8 protein-coding genes are annotated in these 12,597 nt (G+C 72.4%); 2 read left to right on the top strand and 6 right to left on the bottom strand.

Translation table 11 applies throughout. From position 1 onward, the window contains the following. Nucleotides 1-17: 17 nt before the first annotated feature. The 4 genes from ABH920_RS32595 to ABH920_RS32580 are packed head-to-tail and all read right to left on the bottom strand — an operon-like array spanning nt 18 to nt 4,422. Nucleotides 18-1,205 (bottom strand): acetyl-CoA carboxylase biotin carboxylase subunit family protein, encoded by a 1,188-nt coding sequence (locus tag ABH920_RS32595; RefSeq protein ID WP_370353062.1) that lies wholly within the window; start codon nt 1,203-1,205, stop codon nt 18-20. Further along, on the bottom strand, nt 1,202-2,452 hold the full coding sequence (locus ABH920_RS32590) for an MFS transporter (protein WP_370353060.1): 1,251 nt from the start codon (nt 2,450-2,452) through the stop codon (nt 1,202-1,204). Before ABH920_RS32590 ends, ABH920_RS32595 begins: the two co-directional genes overlap by 4 nt. Next, entirely contained in the window at nt 2,439-3,788 is a 1,350-nt protein-coding gene (locus tag ABH920_RS32585; RefSeq protein WP_370353059.1) for an acetyl-CoA carboxylase biotin carboxylase subunit family protein, read from the bottom strand. Before ABH920_RS32585 ends, ABH920_RS32590 begins: the two co-directional genes overlap by 14 nt. A 34-nt stretch (nt 3,789-3,822) precedes the next feature. Next, a complete protein-coding gene (locus ABH920_RS32580) occupies nt 3,823-4,422 on the bottom strand; it encodes a hypothetical protein (protein WP_370353058.1) in 600 nt (199 codons plus the stop codon). A 93-nt stretch (nt 4,423-4,515) separates the two neighbouring features. Here ABH920_RS32580 and ABH920_RS32575 point away from each other — a divergent pair, with 93 nt between their 5' ends. Continuing rightward, complete coding sequence (locus ABH920_RS32575; protein WP_370353057.1) at nt 4,516-5,889, top strand: FAD-binding oxidoreductase; 1,374 nt, start codon at nt 4,516-4,518, stop codon at nt 5,887-5,889. On the opposite strand, the gene ABH920_RS32570 is transcribed toward ABH920_RS32575, so the two are convergent. Next, nucleotides 5,871-8,627, bottom strand: coding sequence for a BTAD domain-containing putative transcriptional regulator (locus ABH920_RS32570; protein ID WP_370353056.1), 2,757 nt, complete (start codon nt 8,625-8,627; stop codon nt 5,871-5,873). The genes ABH920_RS32575 and ABH920_RS32570 overlap by 19 nt on opposite strands. A 186-nt stretch (nt 8,628-8,813) precedes the next feature. After that, the gene (locus ABH920_RS32565; protein WP_370353055.1) at nt 8,814-10,826 is read right to left on the bottom strand and encodes a protein kinase; all 2,013 of its coding nucleotides are present in this window, start codon (nt 10,824-10,826) and stop codon (nt 8,814-8,816) included. 163 nt (nt 10,827-10,989) lie between these two features. Here ABH920_RS32565 and eccD point away from each other — a divergent pair, with 163 nt between their 5' ends. Beyond that, nucleotides 10,990-12,546 (top strand): type VII secretion integral membrane protein EccD, encoded by a 1,557-nt coding sequence (gene eccD, locus ABH920_RS32560; protein WP_370353054.1) that lies wholly within the window; start codon nt 10,990-10,992, stop codon nt 12,544-12,546. Nucleotides 12,547-12,597: the final 51 nt, after the last annotated feature.

The raw sequence follows: 12,597 nt of genomic DNA, 5'->3' as shown, positions 1-12,597 counted from the left end.
CGGCCGAGACCGCCGCCTCACCGCACCCGGACCCGGTCGCCGACCTCGTGCCACCGCTGGAGCGCGTGCGCCGGAGAGTCGGCCTCGAAGCGCACCGCGGCCACCCGGCTGCGGAAGTCGCCGGGATCCGACACCGGCGCGCCGCTGGGCAGGAAGACCTCGGTTTCGGCGGTCCACGGCTCGCCTTCGAGGTCGTCGAAGCCGTCCAGGCCGGTGAAAGCAGCACCAGCGGCCGTCAGGAAACGGATACCGGCGGCCCGGGCCCGCGGGACCCGGAAGGCGCCGAGTTCGGCCGGGTCCCCTCCGGTGGCCGCCGCCAGGGCGACGGTCGGCAGGTCCACCCCCTCGGTGGCGGCGAGCAGGTCGACGATGCGGTCACCGGGCAGGCGGGCCGCGATCTCCATGAGGACCGGCTCGTCGCCGGCCAGCCGGAGTTCACAGTGGAAGGGACCACGGGTGATGCCGACCGCGGCGACGACCGCGCGGGCGTACTCGCCGATCCGCGCGCGGACCGCCGCCGGCAGGTCGGCCGGGGTGAGGTGGCCGAGCTCGACGAAGTACGGCTCCGGGCCCAGCAGTTTGCGGGTCACCGCGACCACGACGGTCTCGCCGTCCAGGACGTAGCCGTCCGCGCTGAACTCGGGGCCCTGAATGTAGCGTTCGATGATGACCCGCCGGCCGAGCGGCACTCCGAGATCCAGGCGCGTCTCGGCATGGATCGCGGCCACCGCCGCGCGTGCCTGGGCCGGGTCGGCCACCTTGCGCACGCCCATGCTGCCGCAGCTGTCGACGGGTTTGACGACCGCCGGGAAGCCGATTCGGGCGCAGCCGAGGTCGAGCTCGCGCACGTCCTGGAGCTCGAGGTAGCCGGGACCGGCGAGCCCGGCCGCCGCGACGGCGGCGCGCATCAGAGCCTTGTCACGTGCGCGGTCCACGGTCGCCGGATCGGTGCCGGGCAGGCCGAGCGCGGCGGCGATGCGGGCGGCCGCCGGCACGTAGTATTCGCAGCCCGCCAGGATGCCGGCCAGGGGCGCGCGCCGATGCTCGGCGCGCAGGGCGTCGGCCAGCGCGGCTTCGTCGTTGGGGTCGACGTCGACCGGCTGGCCGGCGCCGACGACCACGGCTTGCCAGCCGAGGGCGTGGGCGCGGTCGACCAGGGCCAGGCCGGAGGAGACGGGTTCGATGACTGCGACACGGATGGTCACTGGGGCTCCAGGATCGGGACGGTGGTTCGGGTGAGGCCGCGCAGAGCGGCGGCATCGGCCGCGCCGGCCAGCAGCGCGGCGGCGATGATCAGGATGCTGAGGTGGCCCGGAGCGGCGGCGACGAGCAGGCCGGCGGCGGCGTTGGGCATCAGCCCGGCCAGGACGACGGCCGCGGTGGCCGTCCCGTAGGCGTCGGACGGGGTTGCCGCGCTCCGTACTGTGCGCAGTAGGAGTTGGACCGCACCGAGCGTGCCGAGGACCAAGACGGTGCACAGCAGTCGCAGGACGAGCGTGTTCGACACTCCGGCCGCCAGGCCCGCCAGGAACAGTGCGGTGAAGGCGATCGCACCGGTCCGGGCCGGGCCGTACCGTTCCAGGGCGGCCCGCGCCGGAGCCACCCCGGCCACCGACAGGCAGAAGCCGGCCGCCCACACGCCGCCGATCGCCGCCTCGGAGCAGCCGAACCGGTGGATGAGGATCGGCGGGGTGGCGACGATCATCAGGGCGTACAACAGATTCGAGGCGCTGTACAAGACGGTGACGCGGCGCAGTACCGGCGAGTCGCGGACTATGCGCGCGCCGCGGGCCATCTCGCGAAGCCGGTGGTGCGCTTCTTGGCCGCCCTCTTGCCGTCCGCGCGTCGCGCCGAAGCGGATCGGCCAGGCGAGCAGTGCCGCGGCTGCCGAAAGTAGGGTGATCGCGCCGATGGGGGCAGCGGTGCCGAGCAGCAGCAGGAGTGAGGCGAGCAAGGGGCCGGCCATGCGGGTCGATTCGTCGATGACGACCTGGACGGCTTGCACGCGGCTCAGGCGTTCCGGTGCGGATTCGGCGAGTCCGGCGCCGAGTTGTTCGGCGGCGATGTACGTGGTCTCGCACAGCACGCCCGAGGCGATGCCGAAGATCACCGCGGCCCACCACGCGGCCGGGCTCACGGTCAGCGCCGCGACCACCGAGCATCCGAAGAGCGTGCGAAGGGCCCCGGCGGCTCTGTAGACGGCGCCGGCACCGACGCGGTCGACCAGGACGCCGGCCTGCGGGATGGCGGCCAGGCGCAGGATCCATTCGGCGGCGAAGCTGGCTCCGGACCACGCCGCGCTGCCGGTGGTACGCAGGACGATGAGCGGGACCGCGGTCTCCACTGTGGTCGAGGCGAGGGTGTCGGCGGCGCGCAGGGAGTAGCAGCGCAGAGGGCTGAGGGTGCGGCGTGAGCGGTGGCGACCTGGAGAGCTCGGCTCAGAGCTGAACACTCGAGCCCGCTTCGATGTCAGCCACGTCGCTGCCGACCGCTTCGCCTCCGGCCGCATCAGGGTGAACCGCATCGGCGACCCCGGCCTCGTCGAGATCCGCCGCATCATCAACCGCGCGCCGAGGACCGGGCACCGCCAAAAGTGCCGCGCCGCCGACGTCGGCGCCGTCGTCGAACTCGGCCGCCAACAGCTCGACCGCCTCGGCCATCGCCGCCCGCACCCGCTCCGGGTCGTCGCCGGCGAATCGCAGTCCGGCCAACAGTTCCTCGTCGGCGCCCAGGACCGTCCCGGGTGCGGCCAGCACCTCCTCGTAGAGCCCTTCGACCCGGCCGAGCAGGCTCTCGACCCGACGCACCCGGTGGCCGGCCGGGCCCGGTATCAACAGCGCGCCGCCGACCCGGTCCGTGAACGGCGCCGGCGCCGCGGGCTCCTCCCCCAGCTGCACCCGGATCCAGGCCTCGACCAAGTCGATGCCATGGATGTCCCGCACGGTCCAGGCGATGTGGCCGCCGCCGACCCGGGCGCCGACCTCGAGGAACACCGGCCCACCGGGGGCGTCGATGACCTCCAGGTGGAAGGCGCCGTCGGTCAGCCCGAGCGCGTCCAGGCACCGCAGGGCGAACTCGCGGACCCGGGCACCGTCGGGGCCGTGGTCGCAAACGCTCGCGGTCGGTTCGCCGAGGGAGAAGCCCAGGGGCGTGCCGATGTAGCGCGAGGCGCAGGCGAACCACGGTTCGGCCCGCCACATCAACCCGTCGACGTGCCAGATGGTGCCGGGGATGAACTCCTCAGCGTGCAGATCGTCGAAGTCCACGCCGTCCAGGTGCCCAGTGGCGTCGGCGCCGTGCGGAATGATCCGGACCCCGCGCGCGGCGGCACCGGCCCGCGGTTTGACCACGACGGCGCCCGGTGCCTCGGCCACGAAGTCCGCCACTTCGGCTGGGTTCCGTACGACTGCGAGGAACGGAACCCGAAGACCCGCGCGGGCTACCGTCTCCTTCATGAGCGGCTTGTCGCGGAAACGCAGCAAATCGTCCGCTCCGGGGCCCGGGACGCCGAACTCGTCACGGATCCGGCCTCCGACGTGCAGGTTGAACTCCGACAAGGCCAGGACCCGGTCGATGCCGCCGAGCTGGTCACGACACCGGCGGGCGGCGGCGAGGATCGTCTCGTCGTCCGCGTCCGCGGCCACCACCTCGACCGCCTTGGCGGTGAGCGGCACCCGCGGCACGTGCGCCGGCACCGTCACGTAGCCGACCTCGTGCTCGCCGTGGTCGAGGTAGGCCCCGTAGTCGGAGAAGCCGTCGTCCCAGCGATTGATGATCAGGATGTGCATGCCGCCAGGGAACAGCCGGCCGATAGACGGCGGATCAGCTGTGGATTGATTCACGGCGGCTGTGCGTGTCCCGCCAACTCACGAGCGCCGCTCCGGCAGGTGGTATCGAGACCACAGCCTGTCCGAAGACCCGATTGATCGAGCTGCCGCCGTTGTCGGAGATGTCGGCGCCGTAGATGTGCAGCGACACCGCGCGGCCGGTTCCGCCGTTCGACACGCGGTGGATGTCCTCATCCGGTGGGACGAGGAGTTGGACACGGCCCGGTGTGAAGGTGGTACGGCCGGCCGGTGCCAGGACCTTGCGTCCGGAGCCGGCCGGCCGCCACAGCCGGAACGACTCGTCCACCTCCACGCCTTCGACGACACCTGACACGCACCAGGCGATGTGGTCGTGGACCGGGGTCCGCTGTCCGGGCAGCCAGGTGAGCACCACCACCGAGTGCGAGGGCGAGGCGTGGAGCAGCCGCTGCGAGTAGCCTCCTGTCTCACCCGCGCACAGATCCTCGGGGACGATCAGGCCGCCCTTCAGGTATTTGCGCAGGGTGTCGGCGGTGAGCTGGGGCGTCAGGACGCCGATCGCGGCGTAGCGGTCGAGATCGGACAGAAACTCGCGGAGATTGGAACCGTGGATCATGTGCGCCATGGTTTCCGCGGGCGATTGACGCCGGGTCGGCATGGAATTGATCTGGTTGATCACGCGTCAATCGGCCCGATGTCCACTGGCGCCATGCACATCTTGCACCCCGGTGACGCCGGATTCGACGCCGAGCTCTCCGTCTACAACCTGGGCGTGGCCCACCATCCGAAGGCGGTGGTCTTGCCGCGGGACAGTGCCGAGGTCGCCGAGGCGGTCCGGTGGGCCGTTTCGCTCAACCTGCCGGTCGCCGTCCAGACCACCGGACACGGCATCGGCGTGCCCGCGGACGACGCCGTGCTCCTCACCATGCGGCGGATGAGCGGGGTACGGATCGACCCCGGACGGCGCACGGCCTGGTTCGAGGGCGGAACACGGTGGCGGGACGTCATCGCCGCCGCCGCGGACTTCGGCCTCGCGCCGTTGTGCGGGACCGCGCCGGACGTCGGCGCGGTCGGCTACCACGTCGGCGGCGGCTTGCCGGTGCTGGCCCGCACGTTCGGGTACGCCGCCGATCACGTCCGCGCCTTCGACCTGATCACCGCCGACGGCGTCCGGCGGCGCGTGACGCCGGAAAACGAACCCGACCTGTTCTGGGCGGTACGCGGCGGCAAAAGCAACCTCGGTGTGGTCACCGCCATGGAGATCGATCTGTTCCCGATCACGAGTGTCTACGCCGGACGCCTGGTGTTCCCCGGTGCGGTATCGGCGACGGTGTTCCGGGCCTGGCACGACTGGTCGCGCCAGATGCCGGAGGCGATGAACTCCACCGTGTCCTTCGTGCGGTTCCCCGACAACGAGAAGATGCCGCCCGAGAAGCGGGGACAGTACCTGTTCAACGTCGTCGTGGTGTGGAACGGCGATCCGGAAACGGGTGCGGCCGCGCTTCGGCCACTGCGCGATATGGGGCCCACCGTGGACACCGTCGCTGAACTTCCCTACGCGCGAATCGGTGAGGTCTACGCGGACCCGACCGAGCCCGCCGCCTACGTCGATGCCAGCGGCCTGATCGCAGACCTCGACGACAGCGCGGTCGAGCGGGTGCTGACCGTGGCCGGTCCGGATGCCCTGGAGCCGCCGTTCGCCCTCCAGATCCGCCGGCTCGGAGGTGCCTTGGAGCGCCGGCCCGCCACCGGCGGTGCCATCGGCCACCGCACCGCTTCCGACGCGGTGATCGCCTTCGGCGTGGCGCCGGAACGCGAAGCGGTCCCGGCCGTCCGGGCCCGGTTGGACGCCTCGCTGGCCGTCCTGAAGCCTTCGCTCACCGGCGGAACGCTCCCGAACTTCCTCGGCACCGCCGACACCGCACCCGACGCGGTGCGCACGGCCTACGAAGAAGACGACTTCGCTCGGCTCGTCACGGTCAAGCGCGCCTTCGACCCCGGGAACGTCTTCCGGATCAATCACAACATCCCGGCGTGGGCGAACGCCGGCGGCACCGATGCCGATCAGTCGGCAGCGATCTGAGCGGCCAGAACCTCGTCGAGCATTTCGCGTAGCCGGGACTCCTCGCTCGCCAGATGCGCGTCCTCGGCGACAGCCAGGGCCCGCTGTATCTGCTCGACGGCTTCCTCGCGACGTTCGAGGCGGTGCAGCTGGGCCGCCAGCTCGCGCCGTGCCACGACCTCACGTTCCCGGTGCCCGAACTCGACGGTCAGCTCGATCGTCCGGCGGTAGGCGTGATCGGCCTCGGCCACGTCTGCGAGGGCGTCGTGGACGCGGGCAAGCATGTGCCAGGCGCCCATGAGGTTGAGACGGTTGCCCGCGCGCTGGTCGAGGTCGAACGCGCTCTGCGCGAGCCGCAGCGTCTCGGCGGTGATCTCGCCGCCGGGGCTCATCGCGGTGGTGAAGATCAGCCACTTGGTGGCCGTGCTGACCAGGCTGGTGTCGTCCAGGGCGATCCCGGTGTCGCGGCACAGGCGCAGCATGGCCTCGGCCACGTCGCGCCGCCCGAGATGGTGCGCACTGGTTCCGGCGATGTGGGCGAGCCAGCCCACGAGGACGTCCTCGCCGGCCGCCCGGCACTGCTCGATCAGCGGAAGGCTGGCGTCCAGCGCCTCAGGAAGATCGCGGGCGATGTATCGGTTGTGGACGTGGAGCATCCCCGCGATGCGGCCGGTCCGCTCGTCGCCGCGCGCAGCGGCTTCCCGACGCAGGCCGCCGATGACGTCCACTTCCAGCGAAAGCAAGTCCCCGGCTTCCTCACCGTGGTCCAGCACGGCCATCACCAGCACGGCGGTCCGCAACTGGTCGTCGGTCCCGCCGCCGGCTTGCCGCGCCAGGAGGGTCAGACCTCGTACTTCCTCGGCCATCCAGCGCCGGGCCTCCCCGAAATCGGCGAAGTCCGTGCCGGCGGCGCGCGGCGCGGGAAAAGCGTCCAGGAACTTGCTGTCGGGATCACCGAGTCGGCGTTGGACATGGCCGCTCGCGTATCCGTGGTCCAGGACGCCGGTGAGAGCCGCGGACACACCGTCCGGATCGCCGGCGGCCACCGAGCGCGCGTAGACCCGCACCAGGTCGTGGTACCGATAGCGGCCGGGCCTCGGCGTCTCCAGAAGAGCCGCGTCGACCAGCGCCTCCAGCACGTCCTCGGCCGGCAGCTCGGCCAGGCCGAGTGCGGCGGCGGCGAACTCCGCGCTCAGTTCGGGCAGGTCCAGGGCGGCCAGCAGCCGGAAAGCCCGAGCCGTCTCGGTCCCCAGCTGTTGGTACCCGATCGCAAAACACGCCGGGACGGACAGGTCACCGGTGCGCAGCGCGGCGAGCGCGCGGCGTTCGTCGCCGAGTCTGGCCACCATGTCAGCCAGGGTCCAGACCATCCGGGTGGCCAGGCGGGTACCGACGATCCGCAGCGCCAGAGGCAGATGGCCACAGGCGTCGGCGAGCTGGGCGAGGGCTTCCGGCTCGGCGTCGGCGCGGGCGGCACCCACGATGCGCCGCAGCAGCTGCCCCGCCTCCGCCGGAGGCATCACCTTCAGGTCGACGGTGTGGACGGCGGGCAGCCCGACGAGCCGGGCCCGGCAGGTGATGAGCGCGGCGCACGTCGAGGAGCCCGGCAGCAGCGGGCCGACCTGTGCGGCGTCGGCGGCGTTGTCCAGCAGAACCAGGATCCTGCGATCGGTGGTGAGCGTGCGGAACAACGCGGAGCGTTCGGGCAGTCCGTCCGGGACGTCCTCCGAGGCCACACCGAGCGCGGTCAGGAACCCCCGCAGCACCGCCTGCGGATCGGCCGGTACGCCGTCGGCGCCGCGCAGATCCGCGTACAGCCGGCCATCGGAGAAACGGTCCGAGACCGAGTGCGCGACGTACAGGGCCAGCGTGGTCTTGCCGACGCCGCCCATGCCGGCCAACGCCGCGACGGGCAACGCGGCCCCGGAGTCGGCCAGCAGCGCCGCCCGCAGCTCGGCAGCCTGGCTGACCCGGCCTGTGAAGTCGGGAAGCGCGGCGGGTAGTTGCGCCGGCACATCCGGGCCATGGGCCGCCGACGTCGAACCGGCTGTAGCGGCTGTAGCGGCTGTAGCGGCCAGAACATCGCCGTGGGCCCTGCTGACGGTCTGCTCTCGGATCCGATCGTGGATCGCCTGGATCTCCGGGCCGGGGACCAGACCGAGCCCGTCGTCCAAACGCTGGAGGAGGTCTTCGAAGCCGGCCAGGGCTTCGGCGCTGTGACCGCTGCCGTGCAACGCGAGCATGAAGGACCCGCGCAGCGCCTCGTGCAGGGGAAACTCGGCCACCAGCGGCTTCAGCTCCAGGACCGCCTCGGCGTGTCGGCCCAGGGCCAACAGCGCGTCGCTGTGTTCCGAGGCCAGCGCCACCCGCAGCTCGGCCAACCGTGCCCGCTGCGCGGCGAACACCGAGCCGGGCAGGCCGAGCAGCGGCGTTCCGTGCCACAGCGCGAGCGCCCGGCGACACAGGTCCTCCGCCTCGGCCGGCTCGCCGGCCGCGCGCGCCTGCCGGACGCGCCGCATCGTCCTGTGAACGTCCTGCACATCGGTCGAGCACGCGGACGCGTCCACCAGATACGTGTCGCCGACGGTGCGGATCGGATCGCTGTCCGTCGCCGCGACGATGACCTTGCGCAAGCGGGATATATAGGTGCGTACGGTGCCCAAGGCGTTCCGCGGCGGCTCCGGTCCCCACAGCGCGCCGACCAGATCGGCCACCGGCACCGCGTCGCCCAGGTCGAGCAACAGCGAGGCGAGCACCATTTGCTGGCCTCGCGCTCCCAGTTCGAGCGGCCTTCCCCGATGCCACCCCCGGAGCGGCCCCAGAAGGGCGAAACGCAGCGAATCGTCGATGATCAGTTCCCCGCCACTCATAGCCGATGATCTTAACCAATCACGGACGATCTGCCGGTCGGCCGGCCGGCCGCGGCGGCCGCGGTCAGGACAGCGTCAGGGTGTCTCCCAGAGCTGTGCCCGGTTCCCGGTGGTGCAGGGTTCGACGGTGAGCTGCGCGTCGCGGCCGTTGTCGGTCAGACAGGCGTCGAAGTAGCCGTTGTGGATGTAGACGGCGCCGTTGATGCTCGACGCGGCGTACCACCACACCTGGTTGTTCGCGCAAGGGCTGCCGCAGTGCTGCATGATCACGCCGTGTGAGGACGGGTCCATGGTCATGACCTGGTAGGTGTTCAGGTAGGTCAAGAACGCCCACGCCTGGCTGCCGTTGGGCCCCCGGTACTGCTGCACCTGCCAGTACTGGCCGCTGTTGGTGGTGTGCTGGTCCCACGCGACGATCTTGCTGCCGTCGCCGGCGTCCTCGCCGGTCACGTCCACGGACAGGCCGTCGCCGACGTTGGTCATCATGTGGGCCGGGTGCGACGGCAGCGTCGCCGGCGCGTTGCTCGTCGCCGGCGTACCCGGCGGCGAGGAGTTGGACGCCGGCGGGTTGCCGGTCGGGGGCGGCGGGGCTCCGGTACTGGTGGAAGTGGAACCGGCCGTGGGCCCCGACGGCCGTGATCCGCTGGGAGCGGCGCGCCGGGAGGAGGACGGAGGGTTCGTCGGCGCGGTCTTCCCGGAGGCGGTGCCGGTCGGTTGTGGACCGCTGGGGACGCCGGCGGGAGTGCCGGAGCTCGACGGGCCCGCCGAGCCGGACGCGGAGGTCCGGCCGGGCGTGGCGGCCGGAGACGGGAGCGAGCCGTCGGAGACGAGCACGCCCGAGGAGGTGGCGGCCGAAGTCGTCACGCCGGCGTCGGCGACGGTGGTGGTGCCCTTGGCCTTGGATCCACCAGTGCCGACACTCACCGCGACCGCCACGGCGATCGCCACGACCGCGGCCACGACCGCGAACACCGGCGCGGGGCGGCGGGTCGACCGGTCGGGGCGCGGGGTCGAAGGCTGCTTCGCGGCCGCTTCGGATTCACGCGGCGATTCTTCGTCGTCGTCCTGCGAGCCCCGCGGATCAGCACTCGGGTCCTGCTCGACGGCCGGTGTCTCGGGCACCTCGCGCCGATAAGCCGACGTCCACGCGACGTACCCCTCGGGTTCTTCGGGTTCCTCGGACTCTTCGTCAGCATCAGAATCACCATCAACAGACCCAGACAGCGCGGTGGAGGCCGCCGCAGCTGCCGCGTCGGCGCATGCCCGGGCGGCCCGCGCCATCTCCCCCGCGTCCGCCCAGCGCCGCGCCGGATCCTTCGCCAGCGCGCGCCCGACCAGCTCCCGCACGTCGGCCGGAATCGAGTCCGGCAAGGGCGGCGGAGGCTCGTGGACGTGCGCGTAGAGGATGGCGGCCGAGGATCCCCGGTCGAACGGCAGCTCCCCGGTCAGACACTGGTAGGCCACGACGCCGAGGGAGTACAGGTCGGACAACGGGGTGACAGCGCCCTGCGATATCTGCTCGGGCGCCAGGTACGGCGCCGTCCCGAGCACCGTGTCGGTGGCGGTGAGGCCGCTGCCCTCGCCCTCGCGGGCGATCCCGAAGTCGCCCAGCGCGATCCCGCCTTCGGAGCGCACGATCAGGTTCGACGGCTTGACGTCCCGGTGCACGATCCCGCGCTCGTGCGCGGCTTGCAACGCCGCAGCGGCCTGCGCCGTGTAGTCCAGCGCGGTCGCCAACGGCAGCGCGCCCTGTTCCTCGATCAGGCTCGCGAGGTCGCGGCCTTCGAGGAGTTCCATCACCAGGTAGGCCGGGAGCCCGTCCGGGTGTTCCCCGGACGGCGGCGCGGCCTCGCCGTAGTCGTAGACCTTGAGCACTCCGGGGTGCCGGATGGCGGCCATCACCCGCGCCTCGGTGCGGAACCGCTGCGCGAACCCGCGCGCTCCGACCAGCGCGGGCAACAACAGCTTCACCGCGACCTCTCGCGCCAGCACGACGTCCTCGGCACGCCACACGTCGCCCATCGAGCCGCCGCTGATGCGGCTGACGAGCCGGTAGCGTCCGGCAAGCACAGTTCCGGTTCCCCACATGGTCTCCGATGGTGACAGGGCGGAACGGCTGCCAAGGACCGGATCAGCCGGGGCGGGCGCAACTGTGCCCGATCGTCTCCCGCACACCGCCGCGGAGACTGCCCGGAAGTCTCTGGGCCGGCCGGCGGCGCGCCCGGGAGACTCGATGCTCACCATGCCTATCGTGAACACCGATGACGAGCTGTGCCGGCTGACACTGCTCACTCCCAGCGGCCGGGTCGAGGTCGCGGCCCCGGCGGCGCCGCCGCTGGCCGACCTGCTGCCCGATCTGCTGCGACACGTGCCCGGCGCGGCCGGGGCGGCCAGCGCGGCCGGCACGGCCCGGGCGGCGGAGACGGCCGGAACCGCGTCGCGCCGTGGCGGCACCACCGATTCCCGGACCGGGGTACGGCCGGGCGCCATCTGGGTCCTGCAACGCCTCGGCGGCGCGCCGCTGGATCCCGGCAAGAGCCTGGCCGCGCTGGGTGTGCTCGACGGAGACGTCCTGCATGTCCGTCCCGTCGGCGACGCGCTGCCGCCCTCGGTGTTCGACGACGTGGCGGACGCCGCGGCGACGGCGACCCGGGACCGGACGAATCGCTGGCGACGTGCCGACAGCCGGACGGCGTGCCTCGCCGCGGCGTGCACGGTACTCATGATCGGGGCGGCGGCTCTGGCAGCGAGCGGTTCGAGCGGCACACGGGGCCGGGCACTGCCGCAGGGCACTGCCGCATCGGCGTCCGCAGGCACCTCGTGGCCGGTCGTGAGCGCGGTCGCCGCGGCGATCTCGGTTCTGCTCATCGGATGCGCGGCCTACCTGGCACGCGGGTTGCGCGACGCGGTCGGCGGTGCGGTGATCGGCTGCTGCGCGCTGCCGTTCGCGGCGGTCGCCGGGGCCGCGGGATCAGCCGGTACCAGAACCCTGAGTCACTTCGGAGCACAGCAAGTCCTGACCGGCGGCGCGGCGATGGTGATCGCGGCGGCCCTGGCCGGATCGGCTGCGGCAAGCCCGAACCGCACCTCGACCGCGCCGGTGTTCGTCGGCGCCGGCGTCCTGGCATTCCTCCTGGCGCTCGGCGGCGGGATCGCCGGCTGGTGGCCGACCGGCGGCCGGGCCGGTGCGTCGGCGGCTGTGGTGTGTCTGGGTTTGCTGCTCGCGGCCCTGGCACCGGCGGCGGCGCTGCGGCTGGCCGGCTTGTCGCCGCTCGGGGTCCCCGGGGACGCCGAGCACATGCGCCGCGACGACGAGCGCGTCGACGGGCAGCGGGTCCGCCGGCAGAGCACGGTCGCCGACTCCGCGTTGTCGGCGCTGCTCGTGAGCGTCGGCATCGCGGACATCGGGGCGTTCGCCCAACTCACCACGCCACGGTCCGGCGACAGCCTTTCCGTGTACTGCGCACTTGCGCTCGTCGCCTGCGCAGCGCTCGTCACGGTCCTGCGGTCCCGGTCCTTCGCGGGCCGTACGCAGCGGCTCGCACTGTTCGTCCCGGCTCTGGCCGCCGCGGCTCTGCTGGCCCGCTACGCGACAGCGCACGGCGGAACCGTCGGCGGATTGAGCGTGGCCGGATGCGCCGCGACCGCCGCGCTCGGCCTGATCGCCGCCGCCACCTCCGACCACAAGCCGGGCTCGCATCCGTACCGGGACCGGGCCGCGGATCTGGTCGAGACCGTCGCCGCCCTCGCGACGCTCCCGCTCGCCTTCGAAGTGCTCGCCGTGTTCAGCCAGGCCCGGAGCAGCTGATGAAGACACCGGAACGCACCACCGCACCGGCCGACGCGAACACAGGACTCT

Origin of the sequence: Catenulispora sp. EB89 (assembly GCF_041261445.1) — a bacterium.
Classification (GTDB): domain Bacteria; phylum Actinomycetota; class Actinomycetes; order Streptomycetales; family Catenulisporaceae; genus Catenulispora.
Note: the sequence above shows the minus strand (reverse complement) of the source record. Positions and strands in the feature narration are given on the sequence as shown.

Excerpts from the sequence above, each read along its gene's own strand:
- ABH920_RS32565 (WP_370353055.1), bottom strand. The coding sequence starts at position 10,826 with ATGTGGGGAACCGGAACTGTGCTTGCCGGACGCTACCGGCTCGTCAGC.
- ABH920_RS32570 (WP_370353056.1), bottom strand. The coding sequence starts at position 8,627 with ATGGTGCTCGCCTCGCTGTTGCTCGACCTGGGCGACGCGGTGCCGGTG.
- ABH920_RS32585 (WP_370353059.1), bottom strand. The coding sequence starts at position 3,788 with ATGCACATCCTGATCATCAATCGCTGGGACGACGGCTTCTCCGACTAC.
- ABH920_RS32580 (WP_370353058.1), bottom strand. The coding sequence starts at position 4,422 with ATGATCCACGGTTCCAATCTCCGCGAGTTTCTGTCCGATCTCGACCGC.
- ABH920_RS32575 (WP_370353057.1), top strand. The coding sequence starts at position 4,516 with ATGCACATCTTGCACCCCGGTGACGCCGGATTCGACGCCGAGCTCTCC.